Source organism: Nocardia sp. NPDC057668, assembly GCF_042799795.1.
In the GTDB taxonomy this organism is placed as follows: domain Bacteria; phylum Actinomycetota; class Actinomycetes; order Mycobacteriales; family Mycobacteriaceae; genus Nocardia.
On the sequence record NZ_JBHVIC010000002.1, the window covers coordinates 1,228,455 to 1,254,137 of the forward strand.

The 25,683-nt window shown below is 70.2% G+C and carries 24 protein-coding genes; 11 read left to right on the forward strand and 13 right to left on the reverse strand.

All coding sequences use genetic code 11. The annotated features are described in order from the left end of the window. The first annotated feature begins 135 nt into the window (after positions 1-135). Positions 136-870: an SDR family NAD(P)-dependent oxidoreductase gene (locus ACFVBH_RS18155; protein ID WP_354989824.1), complete on the forward strand. Its 735-nt coding sequence runs from the start codon at positions 136-138 to the stop codon at positions 868-870. Here ACFVBH_RS18155 and ACFVBH_RS18160 read toward each other — a convergent pair whose 3' ends face one another. Beyond that, positions 871-2,094: a cytochrome P450 gene (locus ACFVBH_RS18160; RefSeq protein WP_379002616.1), complete on the reverse strand. Its 1,224-nt coding sequence runs from the start codon at positions 2,092-2,094 to the stop codon at positions 871-873. It lies immediately after the preceding gene. 192 nt (positions 2,095-2,286) lie between these two features. Between ACFVBH_RS18160 and ACFVBH_RS18165 the strand changes: the two genes are divergently transcribed. From ACFVBH_RS18165 to ACFVBH_RS18180, 4 genes are read left to right on the forward strand one after another with little or no spacing between them, the layout of a single operon-like run. Continuing rightward, positions 2,287-3,345 carry a 3-oxoacyl-[acyl-carrier-protein] synthase III C-terminal domain-containing protein gene (locus tag ACFVBH_RS18165; RefSeq protein ID WP_354989822.1) on the forward strand — a complete coding sequence of 353 codons (1,059 nt, stop codon included), beginning with the start codon at positions 2,287-2,289 and terminating at the stop codon, positions 3,343-3,345. After that, complete coding sequence (locus tag ACFVBH_RS18170) at positions 3,342-4,223, forward strand: hypothetical protein (protein ID WP_379002619.1); 882 nt, start codon at positions 3,342-3,344, stop codon at positions 4,221-4,223. Before ACFVBH_RS18165 ends, ACFVBH_RS18170 begins: the two co-directional genes overlap by 4 nt. A 21-nt stretch (positions 4,224-4,244) precedes the next feature. Then, a complete protein-coding gene (locus tag ACFVBH_RS18175; protein ID WP_354989820.1) occupies positions 4,245-4,997 on the forward strand; it encodes a glycosyltransferase family 2 protein in 753 nt (250 codons plus the stop codon). After that, positions 4,994-6,769, forward strand: coding sequence for a class I adenylate-forming enzyme family protein (locus ACFVBH_RS18180; protein WP_379002621.1), 1,776 nt, complete (start codon positions 4,994-4,996; stop codon positions 6,767-6,769). The genes ACFVBH_RS18175 and ACFVBH_RS18180 overlap by 4 nt, the downstream gene beginning before the upstream one ends. Before the next feature lie 253 nt (positions 6,770-7,022). Here the strand turns inward: ACFVBH_RS18180 and ACFVBH_RS18185 are convergent, their stop codons facing one another. The 3 genes from ACFVBH_RS18185 to ACFVBH_RS18195 form a co-directional block, all read right to left on the reverse strand. Next, the gene (locus ACFVBH_RS18185; RefSeq protein ID WP_379002624.1) at positions 7,023-8,456 is read right to left on the reverse strand and encodes a hypothetical protein; all 1,434 of its coding nucleotides are present in this window, start codon (positions 8,454-8,456) and stop codon (positions 7,023-7,025) included. Between the two features lie 628 nt (positions 8,457-9,084). Then, the gene (locus tag ACFVBH_RS18190; RefSeq protein WP_379002832.1) at positions 9,085-10,248 is read right to left on the reverse strand and encodes an Ig-like domain-containing protein; all 1,164 of its coding nucleotides are present in this window, start codon (positions 10,246-10,248) and stop codon (positions 9,085-9,087) included. 135 nt (positions 10,249-10,383) lie between these two features. Beyond that, positions 10,384-11,427, reverse strand: coding sequence for a UDP-N-acetylmuramate dehydrogenase (locus ACFVBH_RS18195; protein ID WP_379002834.1), 1,044 nt, complete (start codon positions 11,425-11,427; stop codon positions 10,384-10,386). Between the two features lie 92 nt (positions 11,428-11,519). On the opposite strand from ACFVBH_RS18195, the gene ACFVBH_RS18200 reads away from it, so the two are divergent. The 3 genes from ACFVBH_RS18200 (at position 11,520) to ACFVBH_RS18210 (ending at position 13,319) form a co-directional block, all read left to right on the forward strand. Continuing rightward, complete coding sequence (locus ACFVBH_RS18200; RefSeq protein ID WP_354990018.1) at positions 11,520-12,005, forward strand: DUF2505 domain-containing protein; 486 nt, start codon at positions 11,520-11,522, stop codon at positions 12,003-12,005. Positions 12,006-12,036: 31 nt separating this feature from the next. Next, positions 12,037-12,552: a DUF2505 domain-containing protein gene (locus ACFVBH_RS18205; RefSeq protein ID WP_354990019.1), complete on the forward strand. Its 516-nt coding sequence runs from the start codon at positions 12,037-12,039 to the stop codon at positions 12,550-12,552. 65 nt (positions 12,553-12,617) lie between these two features. Next, entirely contained in the window at positions 12,618-13,319 is a 702-nt protein-coding gene (locus ACFVBH_RS18210; RefSeq protein WP_379002627.1) for a class I SAM-dependent methyltransferase, read from the forward strand. A gap of 322 nt (positions 13,320-13,641) precedes the next feature. Here the strand turns inward: ACFVBH_RS18210 and ACFVBH_RS18215 are convergent, their stop codons facing one another. Together ACFVBH_RS18215 and ACFVBH_RS18220 are read right to left on the reverse strand one after the other, a co-directional pair. Next, complete coding sequence (locus ACFVBH_RS18215; protein ID WP_379002629.1) at positions 13,642-15,132, reverse strand: hypothetical protein; 1,491 nt, start codon at positions 15,130-15,132, stop codon at positions 13,642-13,644. A gap of 64 nt (positions 15,133-15,196) precedes the next feature. Then, positions 15,197-15,799 (reverse strand): type IV toxin-antitoxin system AbiEi family antitoxin domain-containing protein, encoded by a 603-nt coding sequence (locus ACFVBH_RS18220; protein ID WP_354990022.1) that lies wholly within the window; start codon positions 15,797-15,799, stop codon positions 15,197-15,199. 111 nt (positions 15,800-15,910) lie between these two features. Here ACFVBH_RS18220 and ACFVBH_RS18225 point away from each other — a divergent pair, with 111 nt between their 5' ends. Continuing rightward, on the forward strand, positions 15,911-17,188 hold the full coding sequence (locus tag ACFVBH_RS18225) for an LmeA family phospholipid-binding protein (protein WP_379002631.1): 1,278 nt from the start codon (positions 15,911-15,913) through the stop codon (positions 17,186-17,188). Between the two features lie 95 nt (positions 17,189-17,283). Here ACFVBH_RS18225 and deoC read toward each other — a convergent pair whose 3' ends face one another. Beyond that, positions 17,284-17,943: a deoxyribose-phosphate aldolase gene (gene deoC / locus ACFVBH_RS18230; RefSeq protein WP_354990024.1), complete on the reverse strand. Its 660-nt coding sequence runs from the start codon at positions 17,941-17,943 to the stop codon at positions 17,284-17,286. Between the two features lie 89 nt (positions 17,944-18,032). On the opposite strand from deoC, the gene ACFVBH_RS18235 reads away from it, so the two are divergent. Both ACFVBH_RS18235 and purU read left to right on the forward strand, forming a co-directional pair. Beyond that, the gene (locus tag ACFVBH_RS18235) at positions 18,033-18,578 is read left to right on the forward strand and encodes an N-acetyltransferase (RefSeq protein ID WP_354990025.1); all 546 of its coding nucleotides are present in this window, start codon (positions 18,033-18,035) and stop codon (positions 18,576-18,578) included. An 84-nt stretch (positions 18,579-18,662) separates the two neighbouring features. After that, positions 18,663-19,553, forward strand: a complete 891-nt coding sequence (gene purU, locus ACFVBH_RS18240) for a formyltetrahydrofolate deformylase (RefSeq protein WP_379002635.1) — start codon at positions 18,663-18,665, stop codon at positions 19,551-19,553. 514 nt (positions 19,554-20,067) lie between these two features. Here purU and ACFVBH_RS18245 read toward each other — a convergent pair. The 6 genes from ACFVBH_RS18245 to ACFVBH_RS18270 all read right to left on the reverse strand — a co-directional run bounded on the left by ACFVBH_RS18245 (position 20,068) and on the right by ACFVBH_RS18270 (position 25,625). Beyond that, entirely contained in the window at positions 20,068-21,075 is a 1,008-nt protein-coding gene (locus tag ACFVBH_RS18245) for an alpha/beta fold hydrolase (protein ID WP_379002637.1), read from the reverse strand. Positions 21,076-21,328: 253 nt separating this feature from the next. Next, entirely contained in the window at positions 21,329-22,354 is a 1,026-nt protein-coding gene (locus tag ACFVBH_RS18250) for an alpha/beta fold hydrolase (RefSeq protein WP_379002639.1), read from the reverse strand. A 142-nt stretch (positions 22,355-22,496) separates the two neighbouring features. Beyond that, positions 22,497-22,784 carry a DUF2516 family protein gene (locus ACFVBH_RS18255; protein ID WP_379002836.1) on the reverse strand — a complete coding sequence of 96 codons (288 nt, stop codon included), beginning with the start codon at positions 22,782-22,784 and terminating at the stop codon, positions 22,497-22,499. 182 nt (positions 22,785-22,966) lie between these two features. Then, on the reverse strand, positions 22,967-23,629 hold the full coding sequence (locus ACFVBH_RS18260) for a heparin-binding hemagglutinin (RefSeq protein ID WP_379002641.1): 663 nt from the start codon (positions 23,627-23,629) through the stop codon (positions 22,967-22,969). Continuing rightward, a complete protein-coding gene (locus tag ACFVBH_RS18265) occupies positions 23,622-24,179 on the reverse strand; it encodes a helix-turn-helix transcriptional regulator (RefSeq protein WP_354990031.1) in 558 nt (185 codons plus the stop codon). The genes ACFVBH_RS18260 and ACFVBH_RS18265 overlap by 8 nt, the downstream gene beginning before the upstream one ends. Positions 24,180-24,281: 102 nt before the next feature. Further along, positions 24,282-25,625 carry a DUF445 domain-containing protein gene (locus tag ACFVBH_RS18270; protein WP_379002644.1) on the reverse strand — a complete coding sequence of 448 codons (1,344 nt, stop codon included), beginning with the start codon at positions 25,623-25,625 and terminating at the stop codon, positions 24,282-24,284. Positions 25,626-25,683: the final 58 nt, after the last annotated feature.

Here is a 25,683-nt window from a genome sequence, read left to right on the forward strand (position 1 = left end):
TAACCCGCAGCGACACGCCGGCTTCCGCTCGGGACGATCGCCGACTTCCGCTCGCGCTGATTCGTGCCCGGTGACCGGCTACCCGCTGCACCTCGGCGCGCCGAGCCGGACACACCGTGCCTAAGCTCTGCTGACATGAGCATTCGCACCGCTGTCGTGACCGGGGCCAGTTCGGGGATCGGGGAGGCCACCGCCCGCGAACTCGCCAAGCAGGGCTACCACGTCATCGTGGGCGCGCGGCGGGTCGATCGGCTCGAGCGGCTGGCGGCGGAGATCGGCGGCACGGCCCTCGCGCTGGACGTCACCGACGAGGCATCGGTGGACGCGTTCGCCGCAGCCGTCGAATCGGCCGAGGTGCTGGTCAACAATGCCGGTGGCGCAAAGGGTTTGGCGACGGTGGCCGACGCCGACCTCGAGGACTGGCGGTGGATGTGGGAGACCAACGTGCTGGGCACGCTGCGGGTCACCAAGGCCCTGCTGCCCAAGCTCATCGCCTCCGGTGACGGCCTGATCGTCACCATCACCTCGGTCGCGGCGTTCCACGCCTACGACAACGGGTCGGGCTACACCACGGCCAAGCACGCCCAGGCGGTGCTGCATCGCACGCTGCGCGGGGAACTGCTCGGACAGCCCGTGCGCCTCACCGAAATCGCCCCGGGCGCAGTCGAAACCGAGTTCTCGCTGGTGCGTTTCAACGGCGACGCCGAGCGCGCGGCCAAGGTGTACGACGGCATCGATCCGCTGGTGGCGCAGGACATCGCGGAGATCGTCGGGTTCGTGGCGTCGCGCCCGCCGCACGTCAACCTGGACACGATCATCGTCAAGCCGCGCGATCAGGCCGATCCGGGCCGCTTCGCGCGCCGTTCCTGATCACCCGGCCAGACGGATTTTCAGCGTCGAGTAGGTCGGGATGAAGACGTTGCGCTTGTACTTGCGCTCGACGATCTCCCACTCCCTGCCGTCCGCGGTGATCGCTTCCAGCAGCGCACCCAGTTCCGAATGGACCAGCTGCGCGCCGAGGCACAGGTGCCTGCCGCCACCGAACCACAGCTGCCGGGTCTCTGGCACGTAGTCCCGCGCGACCCGGAAGTCCCCGACCGCGTTGTTGATGGACCAGGTCAGGATCTTCACGTGCTCGCCGGCCTTCAGCTCCCGCCCGGCGACCTCCACGTCGGCGGTCACCGAACGGCCCACCAGGTAGGCCGGGCTGGTGACGCGCAGCGTTTCGCGCACGGCGTCCGGGGTGCGCTCGGGCGCGGCCAGCAGCGCCCGCTGCTCGCCGCTGTCGTGCAGCAGCGCGACCATCCGGGTCATGGCGCTGGCCAGGGTGTCGGTCCCCGCGACGGCCATGAGAATGGCCAGGCCCGAGGCGTGTTCGAGTTCCAGGCCGAGTTCGCGGCAGCGGCCCAGGGTGGTCGTGCCGTCGGCGCGCTCGTAGGCGGCGGGCACGGAGGTGGCGAGCTTGCCGGCCAGGGTCCGGGCCCGTTCCACGGCCACCGGGTCGAGGGTGGTGGAGGCCATGGTGCCCATGGCCAGATTCACCAGTTCCTCCACGTGGGTGAACAGGACGCGGAACGGCTCGTCGGGATCCTCGAACGCGCTCGGGTCCGCCGAGTCGGCGAAGATGGCCGCGATGTCGGCGGGTTCCATGCCCACCAGATCGGACACGCTGCGCCCGACCAGCACGCGGGAGCGTTCGGCGATGTCGACGGTCCGGCCCGCGGCCAGATCGACCGATATCTGCTTCAGCGCGGGCCCGATGGTGTCCGCGACCAGGGCGTCCGTATGCGTGGCGGTGAACAGGTCGCGCACCTTGTTGCGCAGCGCGGTGTGCCCGGGGCCCTCGAACAGGTCCTCGACCCACTCCCCGACGACCTGCGCCCACCAGTGCCCGGCCGCGCCCTCGGACACGATGCTGAAGTGCGCGGAGTCGTTGTAGATCTGCCGGGCCACCAGCGGGTCGGCGACGAACCAGCCGAGCCCGGGCACCTTGCGCATCGGCTTGACCAGCCTGCCCGCCAGCAACAGCGCGGGCAGCCACGGTTGCCCGGCGGCCAGCAGGGTGAGTTCGTGGCGGGTGGCGGTCTTCAACATGGCACTCCAGACTCTCGCCGGTGACGTCTCCCGGCCTCCCCCGGCACGGGCGCTCGTTCAGCCTGCCTACGCGTATGCGGGGTTGCACGGCAATGTAGCCCACCTCACAATATGTGAATCAGAGATTCTTCATAATGGAAATGTGTGCGCTGCTAGCGTCCCCGGCATCTGTGGCTGTTTGGAGTGGATCGCATGGTGAGAGCACGAATCGAGGCGGTGGGCTCCTATTTGCCCGCCCAGGAGGTTTCGACCGCTGAGTTGCTCGCGCAACTATCCGTCGAATCTCCCATCGACCTGGAGAAAGTCAGCGGGGTCCGGCACCGCAGGCGCTGTGGCGTCGACGCGGACGGGCAGCGTGAGGACTCCTTCACCGTGGCCCTGGCCGCCGCCCGCAGCGCACTGGACAACTCCGGTTACGCCGCAAGCGATCTGGACGTGATCATCTCCTGCTCGATCACCCGCATCCACGGGGACGACTTCTGGGTGGAGCCCTCCTTCGCCCTGCTGCTGCGCAACGAACTCGGCGCGGCGGGCGCGATCCACTTCGACGTATCCAACGCCTGCGCGGGCATGCTGACCGGAGTTCTGGTGTTGGAGCGCATGATTCGCACCGGCATCGTGAAGCGCGGACTGGTGGTGTCCGGCGAGTACATCACCCCGATCTCCGATACCGCGGTGCGCGAGATGTCGGAGAAATACGATCCGCAATTCGCCTCGCTCACCGTCGGTGACGGCGCGGCCGCCGTGGTGCTCGACGACCGCGGCACCGCGGACGAGGGCATCGACTACATCGAACTCAACACCAGCGCCGCCTTCGCACAACTGTGCCTGGGCATGCCGAGCGACCGCAGCGCGGGAATCGCGCTCTATACCGATAATCGCGCCATGCACAACGAGTCCCGCTATTTGCTGTGGACGAATCGGCAGCGCGATTTCCTCGCCGAACGAAACAGCACCTTCGAGGCCGAGGGCTACGACCACGTCATTCATCACCAATTCAGCGGTCCCGCCGTGGAATTGATCAACAAGATCGCCGAACGGGAATTCGACGCCGCCGTGCCGCCCGGGCTCGCGGTCCTGGATCGCTACGGAAACACCGCGTCCACTTCGCATTTCGTGGTGCTGCACGACGCGCTGAAACAGCGGCGGATAGCGGCCGGGGACAAACTGCTGCTGGTCCCCGCGGCCTCCGGCGTCGTCGCCGGATTCCTCTCGGTCACCCTCGGCGAACTGCAGGTGTGCGACGCATGAAAATCGTAATCTCTTCCGTCGCTGTCGAAATCGGCGGCGGCAGCTCCATCGAACAGGCCGCCGCGGCCGCGCGCCGGGCGGTGAGCGAGGCCGGCGCCACCCCCGAGACGATCGACGCGCTCATCAACACCGGCGTGTACCGCGACTCGAACATGGTGGAACCGGCCATGTCCGCGCTCATCCAGCAGCAGGCGGGCATCGGGCTGGAATACCGGCGCGGTGACGTGCCGTGCCTGTCGTTCGACCTGATGAACGGGGCCACCGGGGTTCTCAACGCCATCCAGGTGAGCCAGGCGCTGCTGGCCTCGCCGACCGTGCACCGGGTACTCGTGGTGTCCGGGGACGCGCACCCCGCCAAGTCGCCCGCACCGGTGCCCGGCTTCCCGATCGATCCGGTGGGCGCGGCCATGGTGCTGGAGAAGTCCACGGGCGCCGACGGATTCGGCCAGCTGCACATCAGCGCCACCGACGCCCGGCCCGAACCCGTCGGCTACGTGCGGCTGCCGGACATGGGCGCCACCGGGCGCGGGGCCATCACCGTCGATCGCACCGTGAATTCGGTGGAAGATCTGCTGCACCATGCCGTTTCGGCCGCGACCGAAGCGCTGGAGGTGGCCGGAGCCGATCCGGCGCGGACCCTGCTCGTCACCAATCGCCCCACCGGCGACTTCCCGGACCTGCTGGCCGAGCGGCTCGGGCTCCCCGCCGGCGCGGCGCACGCGGGTGACGCCCACGGCGACGCACACACCTCGGCCCTGCCCGCCGCCTACCTGAGCGCACGCGAGAGCGGCCGCCTGGACGGGTTTGAAGTAGCGTTGTTCGTGGCAGCGGGCGCGGGACCGTCCGCGGCGGCCATCGTCTATCGGCTGCCCGCCTAGCGTCCCCGGGAGGAGGTCCCCGTGACCAAACTGTGGGTGATCGTGCCCGCCTACAACGAGGAACGCGGCATCACCGCCACGCTCGAGGCGCTCGCCGCCCAGCGCGACGGGGACTTCACCCTGGTCGTGGTGGACAACAACTCCACCGACGGCACCGCCGAGGTGGTGCGCGGCTTCGCCGGCGCACACCCGGAGGTGCGGATCCACCTCATCGGCGAGACGCAGAAGGGCACCGGCGCGGCCTCGGACACCGGGATGCGGTACGCCATCGCGGCCGGTGCGCTGCGCCTGGCCCGGACCGACGCCGACTGCCTGCCCGCCCGCGACTGGATCGAGCGGGTGAACGCCGGGTTCGACGCCGGGCTGCAGCTGGTCAGCGGGCAGCTGATACCGCGCACCGACGAGGACGTGCGGTGGATCGATCGCACGATCATCCGCGTGGTGCTGGAGGTGGCCTCCACCTTCGGCAAGTTCCGGCCGGGCAACCAGGATCCCCGCTACCTGGGGCCGTACGTCATGACGCCCGGCTGCAACATGGCGATCACCGCCGAGCTGTACGAGGCCGCGGGCGGGTTCCCGCGCACGGCCATCGAGGATCTGCACGAGGATCGCGCCCTGGTGAACGCGGTCCGCATGCTCACCACCGACTACGGCCTGCGCCGCGACGTGCGCGTGTACGCCTCCAATCGCCGCGTGCGCGCCTGGGGCGTGCGCCGGACGCTGGCCTGGTACGCCGACCACCGGTACAAGCCGGAGCTGGTGGACATTCGTTGAACCGGGAGGACGCGGGTGGCGCGCGGCGGTGCGACGCGCGGCGGTCCGAGGATGCGACCGGCGCCGACGGCGATCCGGACGGCCTGGGGAACGACGCCGTAGCCGAGATCGTCGGGGACACAAGCGGCGAGGGCCGGCGGCACGACGCAACTGCGGACATCCGTGGTGGCACCGCCGCTGCGGGCCACCGGGGCGATTCGAAGGCGGGGACCGCGCCCCGGTCCGCCACCGGGCCTACGCCGCACGACGCTCCCGCCGATTTCCTGGCACTGCTCGCCGAACAGGTTCGGCTGCATCCGGACGCGCCGGCGCTGGGAATGGTCGGGGACGCTCCGCTGAGTTTCGCCGAGCTGGAGGCCCGGATCGCCGGGGTGGCGCAGCGGTTGCGGGACAACGGTTTCCAGCGTGGGGACCGGATGCTGTTCTCCATCCGGCCGTGTGCGGACGCGGTGACGCTGATCTTCGGGACCATCGCCGCGGGGGGCACGATCGTGTTCGTCGACCCGGGTGTGGGGCCCGAGCTGTTCGCGCGGCGCATCGGTCTGGTTGAACCGGCCTGGGCGGCAACGGAATCGCTGCTGTACCTGCTGAGCGGCCCGCTCCACCGGCTCGGGCGCGCGCGGGGGCTGGCGCTGCCCGCGTTCGGCAGGCTGCCGGTCCGGCATATCCACAGCGGGCCGCGGCTGCCGGGCACGCCCGCCCGGTCCGTTCCGCTGCGGCGGCTGCTCGGGAGCGGCGCGACCGCCGCGTTCGCCGCCGCCGATCCGGCCGCCGAGGCGCTGATCGTCTTCACCTCCGGCACCACCGCCGCACCGAAAGCCGTTGTGCACACCCGGGGTTCGCTCGGCGCGGGACTGGCCGCCATGGCGGGGCGCAGCAGCCTCGGACCGGGCGCGCATCTGCACACCGAGCAGTTGATGATGGGGTTGCCCGCGCTGCTGGCCGGCGCGCGGTGGTCGATGCCGCGCTACCCGCGCTTCGGGACCCATATCGACCCGGTGGGGTTCGCACGCGGGCTCGACGCCGCGACGCACGCGTTCTTCACCCCCGCCGATCTCGCGGTCGTGCTGGCCGCGATCGAGCGCGGCGAACTCGCCGCCCCGCGCGCGCTCCGCGAGATATCGCTCGGCGGTGCGCCGGTCACCACCGCGCTGCTGCGCCGGGCGCGGAAGTCCCTGCCGGACTGCGAGTTTCTCGCCATCTACGGCATGACCGAGATCCTTCCCGTCGCGATCACCTCCGGCACCGCCAAACTCGATTTCGACGGCGCGGGCGATCCGCTCGGCGCACCGGTGCGGGGCGTCACCGCCCGCATCGCCGCGGACGGCGAACTCGTGCTGTCCGGCCCCAATCTCTGCGCGGGCTACCTGGGCGAACCCCCGCTGCGCGAGATACCCACCGGCGACCTCGCCCGCCTCGACGGCGACACGCTGGTGCTCATGGGCCGCAAGAAGGACATGATGATCCGCGGCAAGACCAACATCTACCCCGGCCTCTACGAGCCCGCCATCGCGAACGTCGCGGGCGTACGCCAGGCGATCATGGTCGGGGTGCCCGACGAGGTCGGCGACGAGCGGATCGTGCTGGCGGTCGTCCCCGATCCCGGCGCGACCGACGTGGTGGCCCGCCTCCGCCGCGAGTTGCCCGCCCTCATGGACACTTCCGCCCTCCCCGACGACATCGTGCTGGTCGACGAGATCCCCGTCAGCGGCCGCACCAGCAAGCCGGACCGCGCTGCCCTGCGCACCCGCCTGGCCGACCTGCTCGACTGATCTGCCGTCCAGCGGATCCGCGTGGCCGACCTGCTCGACTGATCTGCCGTCCGGTGGATCCGCGTGGCATCGGCCTGCACACCCCGCGCCGACGGGAACGAACCGGCCCGCAGGTGGGCAGGCATGTCGGGCGGCCCACACGAGCCCGGGCTGTCGGCAGGAAGCCCGCGGGGCGACCCGCGGGGGCAGCGAGGCCGCGACCGCACTACCGGTTGGGGCGAGATGATCGGTGCCGAGCTAATCCGGTGCCGCGCTAAACCGGCGCCGCGCGGCCGGTCAGCTCCGCCACGACCCGATCGGCGAAGGATTCTGCGGAGGTGGCGTCGAGAATGCCTGTCACGTAACAGAATCCGAGCCGCATGCGGCCGTGTGTGCTGATGATCGACACGGTGAGCGCGCTGACGCACGAGTTCGAGCCCGCCAGTGTCACGTCGGAGATGCGCCGGCCCCCGACCGTTTCCGGGAAGTCGGCCCGCCCGACGTTGGTCACCGACACGTTCCACGGCGCGCGCCGGTCCACCATCTCGACCACGCGCCGGCCGGTCGCCACGGTGCGCGGGGTCCCGAACCGCATGCCCGCCACCACCGACAGGTGCTTGCGCCGCCGAATCCCGCGCTCCAGTTGCCGATTCACCGCCCGCGCCGCCGCCCACAGTGACTCCCGCGGCCCGAACCGCACGAAGTTCGCCAGCACCGGCGCGTAGATCCCCAGCTCCTCGGCGTCGGGCGCGGGTTCGAGCAGCGCCCGGAAATCCACCGGCGACCCGATCCCCGCCACGCCCTTCCCCCCGGGCCGCCCGGTCTCCCCCACCACCCGCGCCACCGCCGCGGCCAGCACCCCGTGCACCGTGACCCCGGCCCGATGACAGTCCGCGGTCAACGCCTCCAGTCCGGCCGCGTCCACGGTGCGATAAACCGCCCGCGTCCGCCGCTCCCCCAGCCCCACCGCGACCGGCGGCACCAGCTTCCGCGGCCGCAACGCCAAAGCCATCACCTGATCCGACAACGTGGTGTAGCAGTACCGCCAAAAACCTCTGGCCCCCAGCGGAATCAGGTCGTCCGCTACCGGAATCGGCTCACGCGTCCCCGGCAGCGGCGCACCGACGGACCCAACCCGACCTTCGCGGCCGGTCCCACCCGCACGACCGCTCCCGCCGACGCCGGCGTGCCGGCCCGCACGGGACTCCGCGCCGAACCGAATCAGCTTGCGCAGCAGGGTGAGCAGCGACCGCCCGTCCATGATGACGTGCGAAACCGTCAGCACCACATCGTGATACTCATCCGGCGTCCCCACCGCGTACCCGATGTCGACAATCCGGGCCAACCCGCGCTCGGGCGTGAACGGCGCCGCAAGCTCGGCGTCCACCTCCCGCCGCCACACCGCGTCGGCGGCGAGGTCCTCGCACCCGACCAGCACCCGCCGGATCGGAATCCCCGGATCCGCGAGCGCGAACAGCCGCGGATCACCGTTCCCGGCGTCCCGAACCCCGGCCCGCAGCAGCGGGTACTCCGCGACCAGCGCGTCCGCCGCCCCGCTCAACTCCTCGGCGGTGAGCCGCCCGTGCACCCGCACCCGCCCGACGCAGTTGGCCGGCGAGATCCGGTCGATGATCCAGAACCACCGCTCCGAGGCCCCCAGCGGACGCCCGAAATCCGTTGCCGCCGTTGCCGCTGTGCTCGCAACCACCGCCGAACCTCTCCGCCGAACCAGTTCGGCGCAGAATAGTCGCCCGCCCGCGCCCCCGCATCCGGAACGAGCTGGTCGTCCCGACGCCCGGCCCCACCGCCGGCCAACCGTCCCCGGCAATCCGCCGGCCGAAGCCCGCACGTCCACCTCACCTCCGCCCACCGGTCGGCCCGGTTCACTCCGGCGGATGCACCGTCGCGGAACCACGGTGGCTCCCGCGGATCCGCGCCACAACGAGTCGTTGTTCCTGGACGTCACCGGCGCATTCGCATATTCGATGCCCGAGGCCACCCGAATCCCTTCGACCGCGCGTACCGGCGTGACGGCGGGGCACGCCGATACCGGTGCTCAGCGGCGTCGGCGTCGCCCGAGAACATCCCATACGTCCGTCGGAACCTGCGCCCGCAACGCTCGCCGCATCCGTCTCGCGATCGGTGCGGCCCGGATACGCGTGCGGACCGTGGAACAGCCCGGTTGGCGGTGGCCGTCGGGCACGACGGCCACCGCAGAGCAGCTTTCACGCCCACGCCGACATGGAGTACCGAGACATGGAACGGCGGCGCGGGCACAGCACCCGCGCCGCCGTTCGGTCGGCGCTGCCGGCGGCGAGAGCCGCGCGATGACGCGGTCAGCGGCCGCCCGCGGCGGGGGCCGTGGAGGCCGCGGCGGAGTCCGAGCCGGCGGGGAGGGCGGACATGCCCTGCCAGGTGGTCCAGTCCAGGGCCCAGTCGTAGATGTCGCCGTCGGCGGCGGAGAGGTCGATCCGGGTGCCGGTCACCTCCACCGGGTCGCCGTAGAGGGCGGTCGGGAAGTAGGACTGGGCATCGCCGGGGCTCAGGTTGATGCAGCCGTTGGTGACGTTCGTATTGCCTTGCGCGGACAGTGATTCGGGGTTCGCGTGGATGAACTCGCCGTTGTTGGAAATTCGCACGGCCCAGCGTTCGCGCACGTTCGTGTAGTACGGCGGGTTGGACATCATGAAGTCCTCGTACTTCTCGGTGACCACGTGCACGCCGGAGCGGGTGACGTTGCGGTCCTCGTTGCCCTCGCCGTAGCTGACCGCGAAATCGAACACGACCTGCCCGTCGCGCACCACCTCCATGCGGTGACTCGGGGCGTTGGCGCGCACGATCTGCGCGCGGCCGATGGTGAAGTCCGAGGTCAGGTCGGTGACGCCGTAATTACCGCCGCCGAAGTCCAGCCCGTAGAGCTTGGCCGACACCTTCACGGTGGTGCCGGGCTGCCAGTACTCGCGCGGACGCCAGTGCACCCGCGACCCCACGTCGGAATCGGGCAGCCACGCCCACGATCCCTCGGTCTTCGGACTCGTGGTGACCGTCAGCGCCTTCTGCACCGTGGCCTTGTCGGTGACGTGCCCGGTGAACTGCAGGATGATCGGCGCCGCGATGCCGACCTCCTGGCCGTCGCCGATATTGATGGTCGCCGGCACCTCGTTCTTGGGTTCGAGGGTGGTGAACTTCGATTCGATCGGCACCGGCTTGCCGTCGGTGCCGACCGCCGTGCCGGACCAGGTGTAGGTGATGCCGTAGCCGAGCGGTTCGGCGATGGTGTATTTGGTTCCGTCCGAACTCAATTCACCGTTGACCTGCTTGCCGTTCGGGTTGCTCAGCGCCACCTGGTCGATGCGGCCGCCGGTCACCGACACCGAGATCGGCGCGGTCGGACTGACATCCGTCGTACCGTCGTCGGGCTCGATCGACACCTTGGCCGCGGGTGCGGCGGGCTCGTCCTTGCCGCCACCGCCCTTGTCCGATGAACATCCGGCCACCATGGCGATGATCGCGAGCAGCGCCGCCAGCACCGTAATAGCCCGCCGTACGGGCACTCGTCCTCGACTGTTCACCGGTTCGACGTTACCCCCGCAAATCGAATGCCCCGGCCACGGCCGGGGTGGCGCCGACCACGCCTACAGGGTCAGACCCACGGTCACGGGCTCCGGCTCCAGGTGCACCCGGAAACGCTCAGCAACTCCCTCGCGAACTTCGCGCGCCAGCGCGGCGATGTCGGCCGCGGTCGCCGCGCCCCGATTGGTCAGCGCCAGCGTGTGTTTGGTGGACAGCCGCGCGGGCGCGTCCGCGCCCGGGAAGCCCTTGGCGAATCCGGCGCGTTCGATCAGCCATCCGGCGGAGAACTTCACGCCGCCGGCAACGGCCCAGGTGGGGACCGCCACATCCGCACCGACATGTGTGGCGATCGCCGCACGCACTTCATCGACCCGACTGTCCGGAATGACCGGATTGGTGAAGAACGAGCCCGCACTCCAGGTGTCGTGATCGCCGGAATCCAGCACCATGCCCTTGCCCGCCCGCAACCGCAGCACCTCCGCGCGCACCAGCGCGGCCGGACGCGACTCGCCCTCGTCCGCCCCCAGCGCGGCGGCCAGCTCGCGATACCCCAGCGGCGCACTGGAACCATCGGCGCGCAGGGCGAATTCGACCTCCAACACCATCGCCGCGTCGCTGTGCTTGAGCACCGAGGTGCGATACCCGAAACCCAGTTCGGCGGGCTCGGCCCAGCGGATCTCCCCGCTCGCCCGATCCAGCAGCCGCACCCGGCGCAGCAGCGCGGCCACCTCGACCCCGTACGCGCCGACGTTCTGCACCGGCGTCGCACCGGCCGAACCCGGGATGCCGGACAGGCATTCGAGCCCGCCGAAACCGGCCTCGACCGTCGCCGCCACCACCGCGTCCCAGTTCGCGCCCGCCTCCGCGACCACGGAGTCCGTGCCGATCCGCACCCCGGTGGTCGCGATCCGCACCGCCACCCCGGCGAAACCGGAATCGGCGATGAGCAGATTCGACCCGCCCGCCACGAGCAGCACCGGAATCCCGGCGGCGTCCAGCGCCCGCACCGTGGCCACCAGCGACTCGGTGCTCGTGCATTCGGCCAGCACCGCGGGCCCGCCCACCCGCAGGGTCGTCAGCTCCGCCAGCGGAACCGCGTCGCGCAGCAGCGCGCCGGTCCCGCCGAGCCGGTCCCGCAGGTCGTCGAAGGACACCACCCCAGAAGTACGCACAGGCACAGACGGTAGCCTGTCCGACCATGGCGACACCTCTGGCCTTCACTGCGCACTCCCCGCATTCCACCGCCGCCGTGCGCGCTGCCTTCTCCAGCGAGCAGTACTGGAAGGACCGCATCGAGAACGTCGGCGGCCCGAACGCCCGCATCGACTCCATCTCGATCAACGGCGATCACGTGCGCGTGGACATGGTGCAGGCCATCCCCGCCGAGGAACTCCCCACCCAGATCACCGCGGTCCGCCCCGGCGACCTGATCATCCCGCGCACCGAGACCTGGGACGGCAGCGGCGGCACCGTGGAGGCCCGCGTCGAGGGCGCGCCCGCCACCGTGCAGGGCACCCTGTCGGTCACCGACGACGGCACCGGTTCGGTCTTCGTGGTGGACGCCAGCATCGAGGTCAAGATCCCGCTCTTCGGCAAGAAGATCGAGGCCGCGGTGCAGCAGCACCTGACCGAACTGCTGGAGCGCGAAGCCGAGTTCACCGCCAATTGGCTGAGTTCACACTGACGGGGCACATCCCGCAGTAACCTGACCGATCGTGCCTCGCCGACTGGACTACTCCGCACGCTATTCGCTGCACACCACGAAAGAGGTGTACGCGGCCCTCGCGAACCGCGAACTGTGGGACGCGCGCATCGAGGAGATGCGGAAGCACTCACCCAACGACCTGGTGAGTCTGGACGCCGGCGACCACGGCATCGAGGTCGAGATGCGGCACGTGCTGCCGCGCGAATCGCTGCCGGACCTGGCGCGCTCGTTCTGGCGCGAGGACATGGTCATCACCCGCCGGGAACGCTGGGGCGCCTTCGGACCCGAGACGACCGGCGAATACACGACCCAACTGCCCGGCGCCCCCGGCACGCTCGGCGGCGACATGCGCCTGTTCCCCACCGACACCGGCTGCACGCTGCGCACCTCGTCCCGTGCGACGGTGCAGATTCCATTCTTCGGACGCAAACTGGAACAGCTCATGCTGGTGAATCTGGTGGACCTGTTCCGAGCCGAGGCAGAGGTGACACAGCGCTGGCTGGATCAGCAGCACCCCGTCGGCTGAAACCGATCGGAACGATCACCCGCGGCACCACCGGCATCAACCGGCTGCGCCGCGGTGATCGCTGGATGGCACACGATGTCCTGATCACCAGGAGATTGCTGGAGGCGGCGGATCCGCTCGTGGTCGACCTCGGCTACGGCGCCAGCCCGGTCACCACCCTGGAAATGGCGGCCCGGCTCCGGGTCGTGCGCCCGGACCTGCGCGTGGTCGGGCTGGAGATCGATCCCGAGCGCGTGGTCCCCGGCCGCGACGGCGTCGTATTCGCCCGGGGCGGTTTCGAATTGGCGGGCCTGCGCCCGAACCTGGTGCGCGCCTTCAACGTCCTGCGCCAGTACCCCGAATCCGCCGTCCCCGCCGCCTGGTCCACGATTCTGTCCGGCCTGGCCCCGGACGGCCTGCTGCTGGACGGCACCTGCGACGAGCTGGGCCGCCGCTGCGCCTGGATCCTGCTGGACCGCGCCGGCCCCCGCTCGCTGACCCTGGCCTGGGATCCGTTCACCGTCGATCAGCCCTCCGACATCGCCGAACGCCTCCCCAAGGCGCTCATCCACCGGAACATCCCCGGCGAACCCATCCACACCCTGCTCACCGCCGCCGACCGCGCCTGGGCCGTCGCCGCGCCGCTGGCCCCCTACGGCCCGCGCGCCCGCTGGCGGCACGCGGCGAATCTCCTACTCGAGCAAGGCTTCCCGCTGCGCCCGCAACGCCGTCGCCTGCGCGACAACCAACTCACCATCCCCTGGTCGGCCGTCGCCCCGCTCCCCTGACCGGACGCGACACACCCCGGCCGGTGGCCTTCGACGACGACGGCCCTCGTGCGCGGTGCCCAGCCCTGGGCCGGGGCGACACACCCCGATAGCTCCGGACGATGACGGGCTCGGCCATCCCCCCGGCCCGGCCATCCCCCCAGCTCGGCCATCCCCCCGGCCTGGCCACACCCTGCCCGACCACACCGCGAGCCCGAGCGGATCGACACCAACCCTGATCGACAGCCCGGATCACGGCAGCCCAACGACGCGACCGCCGACACCCACGGCGACGCGGCGGCGGCCGGCAACACGATCCGGCCCGGCAGTGCCCGAGCGCCGCTCAGACCGGGCGGATCCGATCGCGCAGGGTCTGGATCGAGCCGGTCAGCGCGGCGGGCGCGACCAGCGAGCGCGGGGTGAAGGGCTGCCGCCACAGACCGCCGTGCATCGCGCCGATCGTGAAGAGCGACTCGGGATTCGAGCCGGCCGGCTCCGGGGCGAACAGGTCGGCGACCAGCTTGGCGGCCAGCAGAACCCGGGCGGTGGCGGGGTCGAAGATCTCGATCCCAAAGTGGCCGGCGGCCCGGTGGGCGGCGCTGCGCCACGGCGGTTCGTGTGCGGTCGCGGTCCAGGTCGGCGGGGTGACCGTGTAGGAGACGGCGTGCCCGGACTCCCGGGCCAGGGTGGCGCGCCAGCGCGGAAGCCGCTGGGCCAGCGCGTAATCGGGGCCCGCGAGATACGGCAGATTGTCGAACAGTCCCCACGGCGCGCCGTCCGCGTCGAAGGTGGGGCGGGTGTAGTTGAGGTGGTACAGCGAGCGCGGGGCCAGCCGGTGCAGCAGATCCTGGGCCGAGCCGCGAATCCCCCTGTCGGCCAGATGCTCCCGGGCCCCCAGCACGACCGATTCCGGCACGGCGTAGCAGTCGGCCGACGAACCGTACAGCGCGAGAACGGCATCCGGATGGCGGCGCAGCACGGTCTCGGCCAGCACGTCCGAGGCCGCGGCGATCCGCAGCCCGGCCGCCCCGGGCCGGCTCGCATACGACCCCAGCACCGGACGGGCATCGGAATGCGCGCTGATCCACCGCGCCAACGAGGGAAAGCCGCTGCCGATGTCCACCCCCGGCCCCCGATCGGTGACCGGATACCGCATGACGCCCGCACCGGCCCGCGCCCGCGCCCGCAGGCGATCCCAGCGCCCGCGCCCCGGCAGTTCCACCGCCAGCACCTGCGCACCCCAGGACAGCAGCGGCCGCAGCGGGCTCAGCACGGCCGCGGCCCCGGTGAGGGTCATGCGAAAACCCGGCAGCGACAACCACTCCGGATGTTCGGCGACCACCCGCACGGCGGCCGCGAAACCGGGTTCGACGATGCCCCGGTCCTGCCAGTCCGTCAGCTGCCGCAGCAGTTCCTCGTCCGCCAGTACCCGGCCCTGCCACGGAATTTCGAGCCGCCGCACGGGTTCGGCGGTGCCCTCGACGCTCGCGACACCCAGTTCGGCGCCCGTGGCCGCCGCGTCCACATCGGCCGCGTCCAGCGACGTGACGGTGGCCCCGGACGCGAAGCGCAGCATGGTGCGCATCGAATGCAGCCCGTCGCGCGCGACCCCGTGCGCCGCCCCGGGTGCGCTCACCGCCAGCGCGGTCAGCGCGCGGAAGACGGGGTGATAGCCGTGCCGCCAATCCCGCATGGTCTCCACCGACTGCGCCAGATCCGCGTCGTGGCGGCGCACCGCGTCGGCGACGACCGCCGCCGAGAACATCTCCGCCATCCGCTCGGGCGGCCCGGGCGGAAAGGCCAGATCCCAGACACCGGCGCGGAGGATCCCCATGATCGATCACCCTGCCACGAAATCCGGCCGGGCAAAACTCGAAAATCGGACATTCACCGCGGTATCAAGCCCTGGTGAGCGCCCGATGCAACCGGGCGGCCGTCGGCGGCGGCAGACCCGCGCTGGCGGTGCGTATTTCGGCGGTGTCGCAGCGGTGGATGGCCACCGCGTCGGCGACCACCTCGTCCAGGGCGGACTGCCCGATCCCGGCCTCGGCCAGATCCAGCACCGTGCGCAGCGGCGTGGTCACCAGGAAGGTGCCCGCCGATTCCACGTCGTTGCGGGCGAACGCCCGCCGCAGCACCACCAGCCGGGGCGAGAGCGGGAACCGCCCGACCCGCGCCGACATGTGCACGAAGCGCGGTCGCAACCGGCCCAATCCGTGCAGTTCGGCGGCGCTGTGATGGGAGACCGCGGCCGCGCCGTCGAACCAGGCCGACCACATGGCGTACTCGTCCAGCGGCCCGTCCGGCCACGCGGCCAGCCGCAGCAATCCCACCCCGGCCCGGACCACCGAGCCGTCCCGGAGACCGTCGCGTATGCGGGCCTCGCACCCGGTCTGCAGCACCTGCCGGGTCGTGAAATACCCGGCGTGCCGACCGGCCAACTCCTGCAACGCCAGCCACCCTTTTTCCGGATCGGGCTCCGCTGCCGCACTCCCAGCCATGCGTTCAGGCTACGCGCACCCCTGTGCGTTATGTCACAATCCGCCGCGAGTGAGCCGACACCTCACCGGAAGCACAGAGCACACACAGAAAGCTCGTGAACAATCGGCCGCATGAGTTCGAACCCTCACTCGGACGACGCCGACCGGCCTGCCGCGGAGCACGACGCGGGCGCCACCGGCGCCGACGCACCCGATCAGCAGGCCCAGCCGACCGAAGTAATCCATTCGGGCACAAAGAAATCCGACAAACCGGGCGATCCCGGCGAACTAGCCGGCGCGGACGACGCCACCGTCGCGGCGAAACCCGCCGCGCCCGGCGCGGACGACGGCAAAACAGAGGTCATCCCCGGCCAGGGCACCGCCCAGCCCGCGGAATGGTGGCAGGAAACCGAGCAGTTCGGCGCGGCCGAGGGCTCGCGCGCGCCGGAGACCGAGCGCTACGAACAGGCGACCGTCGCCCTCGGGCAGCAGTCCCCGAACGCGCCCGAGGCCACCGAAGTGCTGCCCGTCCCCGGCGACACCGGCGAACACCCCACCCGGGCATTGCATCCGGGCGACGCGGCCTACGCCGCCGCACCCGGGGCGGCCCCGGTCGCCGCTGGCGCGCAGGTTCCGCCCGGCACGCCCCCGCCGCCCGCGAATACCACCGGCGGACAGGGCGGTTCGCCCCGGAAGGGGCGGAAACGCCGGACCGCGTTGATCATCGGCGTCGTCGTCGCGATGGTCCTGGTCGGCGGCCTGGCCTTCGGTGAGGCGTATGCCCGGCGCACCGTGGAGAACTGCATCGCTTCGCAATTCGAGCAGCAGATGGGCTCCAAGATCGACGTGTCGTTCGGCGCCAAACCCATGCTCGTCACCATGCTCGACAAGAAGGTCGGCTCGGTCACGGTGGACAGCGACGACACCAAGTTCGGCCCGGCGGTCGGGATGAAGGTGCACGCGGTCTTCAACGACCTCGAGATGCAGGACGACGGCCGTCAGGGCGGCAGCGTCGGCAGCTCCGAGGCCGAGGTCAGCTGGAGCAACGACGGCATCGCGAAAACCATGGGCGGCCTGGTATCCGGCGTCACCTCCGATCCCAAGGCCGGCACCCTGAACTTCGCGGTGCTCGCCGGGCTGGCCGAATTGCAGATCAAGCCCAAGGTGGTCGGCGACAAGATCGAGGTCGAGACCGTGTCGGCGGCCCTGCTCGGCATCGGCCTGCCCACCGATCTGGTCTCGGGCATCGTGGAACTCATGACCGAGAGCCTGCAGAGCTACCCGATGGGCCTGCAGCCCACCAAGATCGAGATCACCTCGGACGGCCTGCACGTCTCCCTGCGCGGCGGTCCCACCAAGCTGGAGCCCGTCGAAGGGCAGCAGCAGCAGGTCACCGAATTGCGCTGCTGAACTCGGGAGCGAAAAGCCCGTGCCCGCGCCGGAATTCCGGCGCGGGCACGCGACTGCCGACCGGATTCACCACTCCGGCACCGTGACTCACGGGATCAGGCCGGAAAGCCCGCAAGCACTTCACGAGAACGCGACAGGCCCAGCCGGGTCGCCCCGGCCGCGATCAGTTCCGCCGCCGCCTCCGACGTTCGAATCCCGCCGCTGGCCTTGACGCCCAGCCGCCCGCCCACCGTTTCGGCCATCAGCCGCACCGCGTGGACACTGGCCCCGCCCGCCGGATGGAATCCGGTCGAGGTCTTCACGAAATCCGCGCCCGCCTGCTCGGCCACCCGGCACACCTCGACGATGGCCGCGTCGCTCAGCGCCGCCGACTCGATGATCACCTTCAACAGCGCGCGCTCCCCCACCGCCTCGCGCACGGTGATGATGTCCCCCAGCACCGCGTTGTAGTCACCGGCCACCGCCGCGCCCACGTCGATGACCATGTCCACCTCCGCCGCGCCCTGATCCACCGCGAGCCGCGCCTCCGCGCCCTTGATCAGCGAATGATGTTTGCCGGACGGAAAACCCGCGACCGTGGCCACCACCAGGCCGGGCGCCCGGGTCGGCAGCATGGCCGGAGAGATACAGATCGCGAAGACGCCCAGCTCACGGGCCTCCTCGACGAGCGCTTCCACATCCGGGACGGTCGCCTCCGGCGCGAGCAGGGTGTGATCGATCATCGCCGCCACGTCACGGCGGGAAAGCTCAGCCATGAGCGTCGATTTTGGCATATCGGCAGCGAATCGCATTTACTTCGGACCGATCGTTGCGCCCCGGCGATGCCGTCACGCACACTCGTAAGGTGCTGATTCGTCGTGAACGTCCCGGCGACGCCGCCGCGATCGACGCGGTACACCGCAGCGCCTTCGCAAGTCAGTACGCGAACGCCCCCGGCAGCGGCCTCGCCACCACCCGCACCGACCCACCCGAAGTGGGGCTGGTGCGCCACCTGCGCGACCATTCGGCCTGGATTCCGACCCTGTCCATGGTCGCCGAGATCCACCAGGGCGTCGTGGGGCACATCTGCCTCACCCGGGCCGGCATCGGCCCGTTCCCCGTGCTGGCTCTGGGCCCGATCGGCGTCCTGGCCGAGGCGCAGGCGCACGGGGCCGGCTCGGCCCTCATGCACGCCGCCCTGGGGGCCGCCGAAGCCCTGGACGAGACGCTGGTGGGCCTGCTCGGCAGCCTGGACTGGTACCCGAGGTTCGGCTTCGTCCCCGGCGCCCGGCTCGGCATCGCCCCCGATCAACCCGACTGGGCCACGCACTTCCAGGTCCGCCCGCTCGCCGCCTACGACACCGAGATCATCGGCGACTTCCGCTACCCGGACCCCTTCTACGAGCTCTGAACCCCGGCGCGCCCGGCTCCCCGGCGACACCCGCCGCCCCGGCCGGACGCCGCCCGCCCACCACGGCCGCATAGGGTGACCAGCATGAGTTCCACCCCTGGCAATCCGGACGACCGTCGCTTCGTGCTGACCCTGGGCTGCCCCGACCGTCCCGGCATCATCGCCCGCATCACCTCGTTCATCGCCGACTTCGGCGGGTCGATCGTCGAGGCCGGATACCACTCCGACCTCGAGACCGGCTGGTTCTTCACGCGCCAGGCGATCAAGGCGGCGACCGTTCCGTTCGGACTGGACGAGCTGCGCGACCGGTTCTCCGCCATCGCCGCCGAGCTGGGCCCCGAGACCGAATGGCAGATGCACGACACCGGTGAGCGCCGCCGCGCGGTACTGCTGGTCAGCAAGGACGGGCACTGCCTGCACGATCTGCTCGGCCGCGCGGGCTCCGGTGAGCTGCCCGCCACCATCGAGGCCGTGATCGGCAACCATCCCGACCTCGCGGGCATGACCGAGGCGCACGGCGTGAAATTCCACTACGTGCCGTTCCCCAAGGACCCGGCCGAGCGCGGCCCCGCCTTCGAACAGGTCCGGGACCTGGTCGACGCGCACGACCCGCACGCCGTGGTCCTGGCCCGCTTCATGCAGGTGCTGCCGCCGGAACTGTGCGCCCACTGGGCGGGCAGGGCCCTGAACATCCACCACAGCTTCCTGCCGTCCTTCGTCGGCGCTCGCCCCTACCACCAGGCGTTCGCCCGCGGCGTGAAGCTGATCGGCGCGACCTGCCACTACGTGACCGCCGAACTGGACGCAGGCCCGATCCTGGAACAGGACGTGAGCCGCATCGACCACGCCGACACGGTCCACGACATGGTCCGCCAGGGCCGCGACATAGAACGCGTGGTCCTGGCCCGCGGCCTCCGCTGGCACCTCGAGGGCCGGGTCCTGGTCCACGGCCGCCGCACGGTCGTCTTCAACTAGCACGGGTCGCCCCGCTGTTCGAGCCATGGTGCGGCGGGGCCCACGTCGCCCAGGGCGACAAATGATCACGGCCGGGGCACCGGACCCCGGCCGACAGTCGATCCCGACGGGAGCACTCGGTCCCCAGCCGACAGTCGATCCCGAACCGGATCCCCCAGCCGATGCTCACTCTCGGCCGAGGCATCTCGTAACCCGGGTCGGCACCTGATCTCGTTCCGGCCGGGGTAACTCCTCGGGTACGGGCGAACTCTCCCCGCACGATCCCGCCGGCGGCCGACGCAACCGGCAAACCGCCTGAGCCAGGCAAAAATTCGCGGAGAGGCGGAACCGAAAGCGCCCCTGCCACACGCCATTGTGTGACAGGGGCATTCTCGTCGCCCGAGGCGACAACTGATCTCGCACCGATCGGGGTAACTCACCGGGTACGGGCCAACTCGCCCCCACGATCCCGCAGGCGGCCGACGCAACCGGCAAACCGCCTGAGTCAGGCGAAAATTCGCGGGGAGGCGGTCGATCAGCCTGCCTGGCCCACGGTCGCGCTCATTCCCCGGCGTCCCATCCGGATCAGGCGGTGGAGTTCGTTGTTGAACGCCGTCTCGGCCTCGATGTTCACCAGGTGCCCGGTGGGCAGGATGACGTAGCGGTCGAGATAGCCCGCGTCGGCCAGGGTGTCGGCGATCTCGCGCGAGTGCACCTCGGGCAGCAGGCGGTCGTGCGAACCGGCGATGACCGTGGTCGGCACCGTCAGATTCGCGGCCGCGCCGTGCAGATCGAGGTTGAGCAGGCCGCGCGCGACCGCGGCGCGCACCGACGGCCGGCACGAACGCACCACGGACAGACCGAAACTCGCCTCGTCGTCGGTGGCGGCGGCGGTCAGCAGCCTGCTCTTGGCGACCACGTTCATGGCCCGCCCGCCCGGCAGCGGCAGCGGCGTGCCGAAGAGCACCAGCGTCAGCCAGTCCGGCGCGGGGACAAGGGTGTTGAAGACCGGGAGCACGGTGGCGCGGGTGCGGATCTGCCGCGCGGCGGTGGTGGCCAGCAGCACGGCGGAGGCGCGCTGGGCGACCTGCTCGGGATAGCGCTGGGCCCAGGCCTGAATGGTCATGCCGCCCATGCTGTGCCCGACCAGGGTCGCGCGCTGCCCGGGCCGCAGCACGGCCTCGAGGATCTCGGAGAAGTCGTCGGCGAGCTGATCGGGGCCGAAAGCGACACTGCCGCTCTCGCTTTCCCCGTGGCCGCGCTGATCGAAGGCGATCACGCGGTATTCCCCGGCGAACGCGTTGATCTGCGGGTTCCAGTATTCGAGGGCGCAGGACCAGCCGTGCGCCAGCACGATGGTCTCGCCGTCGGCGGGTCCGTAGGCGTGTACGCGCAGATTCGCACCGTCCCGGGTGGTTACCGGAATGACTTCGGCGGGTCGCGGCGTATTGAAGGACTCGGTCGCATAGGTCCGGTTCCGCAGGGCGGTCCGGAAGGGGGCGGTCAGGAAATCCGCGCCCGTCTCAGGCAGTTTCACCAGCATGAGCACTCCTTTGTGTTCCCGGCCACAGTACCGCGCTAGCTCCGGTGCTTGCTAGAGCAAGCGGCGAATTTTTTCGAATTCGCCCTTCGCGACCCGTGTTTGCCGAATACCCGTTCCGCCGCAATGCCATTCACCTCGGCAGCGACGATCGCGAAGCGGGCCTGTTATCTACAACACATCCTCGGTCGGTTTCATGCCGCCGGTAAGAGTCCCCAGGGGTGGATATCCCCACCCCCGAAAACCCCGGCCGCACTCAGGCTCCGACCACCTGGGCCGGAATCCCGAACGCGGACTTGGCAACCCGCGCGAGTTCGCCGTTGAACTCGCGGTACGCCTCCAGGTTCCCCAGATGCCCGGTGGGCAGAATGCGGTAGCCGTCGAGAGTGCCCGCCTCGGTGAGCATCTCGGCGATGAGATCCGCGTGCACGACCGGGGTCATGTCGTCGTCGGAGCCGGCGATGATGCTGGTCGGCACGGTGAGATTCACCGCGCCGCGACCCACGTCCAGGTGCGAGAGCAGCTCGCCGAACCGGCCGCGCACCTTCGCCGGGCAGGACCGCACGATGTTCTGCCCGAACTCCGCGATGTCGCCCACCGAGTCCAGGCTCATGATCTGCCGGCGGAACAGCCAGCTCACCGGCGCGATCGGCGGGAAGAGCACCGGCAGGCTGAGTCCGAGCAGGCCGACGGCGAACGGCAGCTTCAGCAGCCCGCCGCGATTGCAGAACGGGACCACCGTGGTGTGGTTGATGAGATCGCTCGCGGCGGTGTTGCTCAGCAGCACCGCGACGGCCCGCTGCTGCACGCGCTCGGGGTACCGCCCGGCCCAGCCCTGAATCGTCATGCCGCCCAGGCTGTGTCCCACCAGCACCGCGCGCCGGCCCGGCCGCAGGGTGGCCTCCAGCACCGCGTCCAGGTCGTCGGCCAGCTGATCGGTGGTGAGCGGGGCGGTGCCCTCGTCGCTCTCACCGTGCCCGCGCACGTCGTAGGCGATGACGCGGTAGTCGCCCGCGAAGGCGTTGATCTGCGGATTCCAGTACTCCAGCGCGCAGGTCCAGCCGTGCACCAGCACGATGGTCTCGGCGTCGGCCGGTCCGTACGCGTGCACCCGCAGGTGCGCGCCGTCGGTCGTGGTCACCGGTACAACTTCGTAGGGTCCGGCGGGCGGATTCAGATCCGCGTTGCCGTAGGTGCGAGTGCGCAGGTCGGCGCGGTGCTTACGCAGCAGCTCGCTGATTCTTGCGCCCAGGTCAGCCCGGGAGGGCAGCATTGCCCGCATAGGACACTCCTTTGTGTTACTGCTAATTACAGTAACTCCGCCGGAGCGTGCTAGCTAGTGCAAGCACCCAAAAACTTCGCGATCGGCCGACTACCTGGGACTCAGCCCTCCGCCGACGCCGAACACGGCCGCGACCCGCGGATCACCAGCGCGGACCCCGCTGGATCTCGTCGACCTTGGGCCGCACGTCGGCCAGATACACGCCGGTGGCCACGATCGCCGCGATGCCCAGCAGACCGACCACGGTCCCGCCGAGCAGCAGCCCGCCCAGCGAGGCCGCCAGAATCGCGAGCCAGACCGGTTTCGTCAGTTTGTCCACCGCGGTGAAAGCGTCCGGGCGCTGGCGAATCGCATGCACCAGCGCGAACACCGTCATGCCGAACGCGAGGAACCACAGGACCTGCAGAATCAACCCGGGAATATTGCCCATCACCCCGCCCATCATACGAGTGCGACATCACCGGCCACCCGTTCTCGCCGCCGACACTCACCCGGGCGGCCCCCGCGCAGGTCACCGGACGAAACCGGAGCGGGCGACCGCCCCCGGAAACGACTGCGACCCCCGCACAGTGAATGTGCGAGGGCCACAGCTCGATCGAGCGCGAAGGGCGCTTACTTCTTGGCGGCGGGCGCGGCCTTCTTGGCCGGCGCCTTCTTCGCGGGAGCCTTCTTGGCGACCGGAGCCGGGGTCTCGACGACCGGGGCGGGCTCGGTCACGGTCTCGACCTGCACGACCTCGGCATCGACGGCCTCCTCGACCACCGGCGCGGCCTTGGCGCCCAGCAGCGGCGAGACCTGGTCGGACACCTTGCCGACCACGCCCTGCGCCTGCGAGACCAGGTCGCTGTAGAGGGTCTCGACCTGCGCGAAGCGCTCTTCGAAGGACGGGTTGGTGCGCAGCTTCTCGACGGTCTCCTCGCCGCGGGCGGCGAAGTCGGCGTAGAGGTCCAGCAGCTGGTGGTAGTACTGGTCGACGAGCTTGCGCAGCTCCTCGGCGGTGGCCTTCTCGCGCAGCTCGGCCAGATCCTCGGGCAGCTCGGACGGGAGCGCGGTGATGCGCTGGCGCAGCACCTCGACCTGGCCCTTGGCGTCGGCGGGCAGGTTGGCGAAGCGCTCGCGCGCCTCCTCCACCCGGCCGGACACGTCGGTGGCCGCGGCCTTGCCGCGCAGCTTCTCGATGGTGTCGAGCACGGACGCGTAGATCGCGTCGCCGGCGCCGACGGTGGCGTAGATGGGCTTGGTCACGGTCGCGGTGCGCGTGCTGGTCTCAGTCATGTGTCTCGTTCTCCTGGCGTGACGGAACTTCGGTTGTGCGGTTCGGAACCTCGTTGTCCCTGAGGGCGTTTCGGCCCTCGTTTCCCCCGGGAGCGCCCCCCAATTGGTTCGTCGCGTCCCCTCTGTCCTCGCTCGCCGCGTTTTCCCGGCGGAACGATTCGTAGATGTCCAACAGCACCTGCTTCTGCCGTTCGGAGATTTCCGTGTCGGCGAGCAGGGCGTCGCGGACGGGACCGTGCGGCCTCTGCTCGAGGTACCCGGCCCGCATGTACAAGACCTCCGAGGACACCCGCAGACCCTTCGCGATCTGCGCGAGCACCTCGGCGGACGGGTTGCGCAGTCCGCGCTCGATCTGGCTGAGATACGGGTTGCTCACCCCCGCCAGCAGTGCGAGCTGACGCAGCGAGACCTGAGCGGCCTCACGCTGTGCTCGGATGAAGCCCCCGATGTCGTGAGCCGCGTTGGCTACGCGACCCGTCCGATCGTCGGCGGCGGACGTCTCCGCCTTGTCGCCCTCGATCGGTTCGGAAACCTCGGGATCGTTCGTCATCACGCACCTTCTGGTGGTTGTACGGCCAATTCTAAAACCAGGTGCTAGCTCTTGCAAGCGCTCTGCTAGCAGTGTCTCGGCAAACGAGCGGCGCGAAGCCGGTCAGCCATTGAACAGCAACTGTGAAACGGAATAGATTACGAGTCCGGCGAGCGAGCCGACGACCGTGCCGTTGATGCGGATGAATTGCAGATCCTTGCCCGCCGCCAATTCGATCTTGCGGCTGGCCTCCTCCGCGTCCCAGCGTGCCACGGTGTCGCTCACCAGCGTGGCAACCTCGTCGCCATAGTTGGAAATGAGATAGCGCACACCGCGTTCGAGCCAGTTGTCGACCTTGGCGCGCATCTCCGGATCGGCCGAGAGCCGCTCGCCGAGCTGCTGCACGTTCTCCGAGACCTTGCGCCGCAGGGTCGAGTTCGGATCGTCCACGGACTCCAGAATCATCCGCTTGGCGGCGCGCCACGTGGCGTGCGCCATACCGGTGATCTCCTGCCGGCCCATGAGCTCGGTCTTGATCTTCTCCGCCTTGGCGATCATGGCGTCGTCGAATTGCAGATCGTGCGCGAATTCCTCCAGGAAGCGGTTGGCCGCCAGGCGCACCTCGTGATCGGGCTGCGTCCGCACCTTCCAGGTGAACTCCACCAGCTCGCGATAGATCTTCTCGGCGAGCATGGAATTGACGAACTTGGGCGCCCAGCCGGGCGCGTCCCGGTTGATGATCTTGTCGATGGTGTCCTGGGAGTCCAGCGCCCACTGGTGTGCGCGCTCGGCCAGCAGGTCCAGCAGCGGGCCCTGGCGATTGTCGGCGATGAGCTCGTTGAGCACCTTGCCGATGGGCGGACCCCACTGCGGTTCGGCGATGCGCTTGACGATGGTCTGATCGATGATCTGCTCGACGTCCTCGTCGCGCAGTACGCCGACGACCGCGCGCAGAATGGTGGCGCTCTCCTCTGCCACCCGGGCCGCGTGCTCGGGATCGGCCATCCAGCGGCCCAGCCGGAAGGAGACCTGCGCCGAGTTCACCTTCGCGGCGACCACGTCCGGCGACAGGAAGTTGGTGCGCACGAAATCGCCGAGCCCCGCGCCCAATTGGTCTTTCTTCTTGCGAATGATGGCCGTGTGCGGAATCGGCAGGCCCAGCGGATGACGGAACAGCGCGGTCACCGCGAACCAGTCCGCGAGCGCACCGACCATGCCCGCCTCGGACGCGGCCTTCACGTAGCCGATCCACTCGCCGCCCTGACCGCGGGACTGGAACCAGGCGCAGAGGATGAAGACGAGGGTCGCGGCCCCGAGGAATCCGGTGGCGATGGCCTTCATCCGCCACAGTTCCTTCTGCTTGCCCTCCTCGTCCAAGAGGTCGGCGAAAGCGCCGCCCGGCGGGGCGGTCTTGCTCGCGCGGCTGCTCGATTCGAGTACCCCGGTGCTGCCGGCAGGTTGCTCCATGAGTCCATTCTGCTGCTTGCCGGAAGTGCGGCCGGGCCACCGGGCCGGTCCCGAACGT

Coding starts and splice junctions, on each gene's coding strand:
- ACFVBH_RS18155 (WP_354989824.1), top strand. CDS start 136: ATGAGCATTCGCACCGCTGTCGTGACCGGGGCCAGTTCGGGGATCGGG.
- ACFVBH_RS18160 (WP_379002616.1), bottom strand. CDS start 2,094: ATGTTGAAGACCGCCACCCGCCACGAACTCACCCTGCTGGCCGCCGGG.
- ACFVBH_RS18165 (WP_354989822.1), top strand. CDS start 2,287: ATGGTGAGAGCACGAATCGAGGCGGTGGGCTCCTATTTGCCCGCCCAG.
- ACFVBH_RS18170 (WP_379002619.1), top strand. CDS start 3,342: ATGAAAATCGTAATCTCTTCCGTCGCTGTCGAAATCGGCGGCGGCAGC.
- ACFVBH_RS18190 (WP_379002832.1), bottom strand. CDS start 10,248: ATGGTGGCCGGATGTTCATCGGACAAGGGCGGTGGCGGCAAGGACGAG.
- ACFVBH_RS18200 (WP_354990018.1), top strand. CDS start 11,520: ATGGCGACACCTCTGGCCTTCACTGCGCACTCCCCGCATTCCACCGCC.
- ACFVBH_RS18210 (WP_379002627.1), top strand. CDS start 12,618: ATGGCACACGATGTCCTGATCACCAGGAGATTGCTGGAGGCGGCGGAT.
- ACFVBH_RS18215 (WP_379002629.1), bottom strand. CDS start 15,132: ATGGGGATCCTCCGCGCCGGTGTCTGGGATCTGGCCTTTCCGCCCGGG.
- ACFVBH_RS18220 (WP_354990022.1), bottom strand. CDS start 15,799: ATGGCTGGGAGTGCGGCAGCGGAGCCCGATCCGGAAAAAGGGTGGCTG.
- ACFVBH_RS18225 (WP_379002631.1), top strand. CDS start 15,911: ATGAGTTCGAACCCTCACTCGGACGACGCCGACCGGCCTGCCGCGGAG.
- deoC (WP_354990024.1), bottom strand. CDS start 17,943: ATGGCTGAGCTTTCCCGCCGTGACGTGGCGGCGATGATCGATCACACC.
- purU (WP_379002635.1), top strand. CDS start 18,663: ATGAGTTCCACCCCTGGCAATCCGGACGACCGTCGCTTCGTGCTGACC.
- ACFVBH_RS18245 (WP_379002637.1), bottom strand. CDS start 21,075: ATGCTGGTGAAACTGCCTGAGACGGGCGCGGATTTCCTGACCGCCCCC.
- ACFVBH_RS18250 (WP_379002639.1), bottom strand. CDS start 22,354: ATGCGGGCAATGCTGCCCTCCCGGGCTGACCTGGGCGCAAGAATCAGC.
- ACFVBH_RS18255 (WP_379002836.1), bottom strand. CDS start 22,784: ATGGGCAATATTCCCGGGTTGATTCTGCAGGTCCTGTGGTTCCTCGCG.
- ACFVBH_RS18260 (WP_379002641.1), bottom strand. CDS start 23,629: ATGACTGAGACCAGCACGCGCACCGCGACCGTGACCAAGCCCATCTAC.
- ACFVBH_RS18265 (WP_354990031.1), bottom strand. CDS start 24,179: ATGACGAACGATCCCGAGGTTTCCGAACCGATCGAGGGCGACAAGGCG.
- ACFVBH_RS18270 (WP_379002644.1), bottom strand. CDS start 25,625: ATGGAGCAACCTGCCGGCAGCACCGGGGTACTCGAATCGAGCAGCCGC.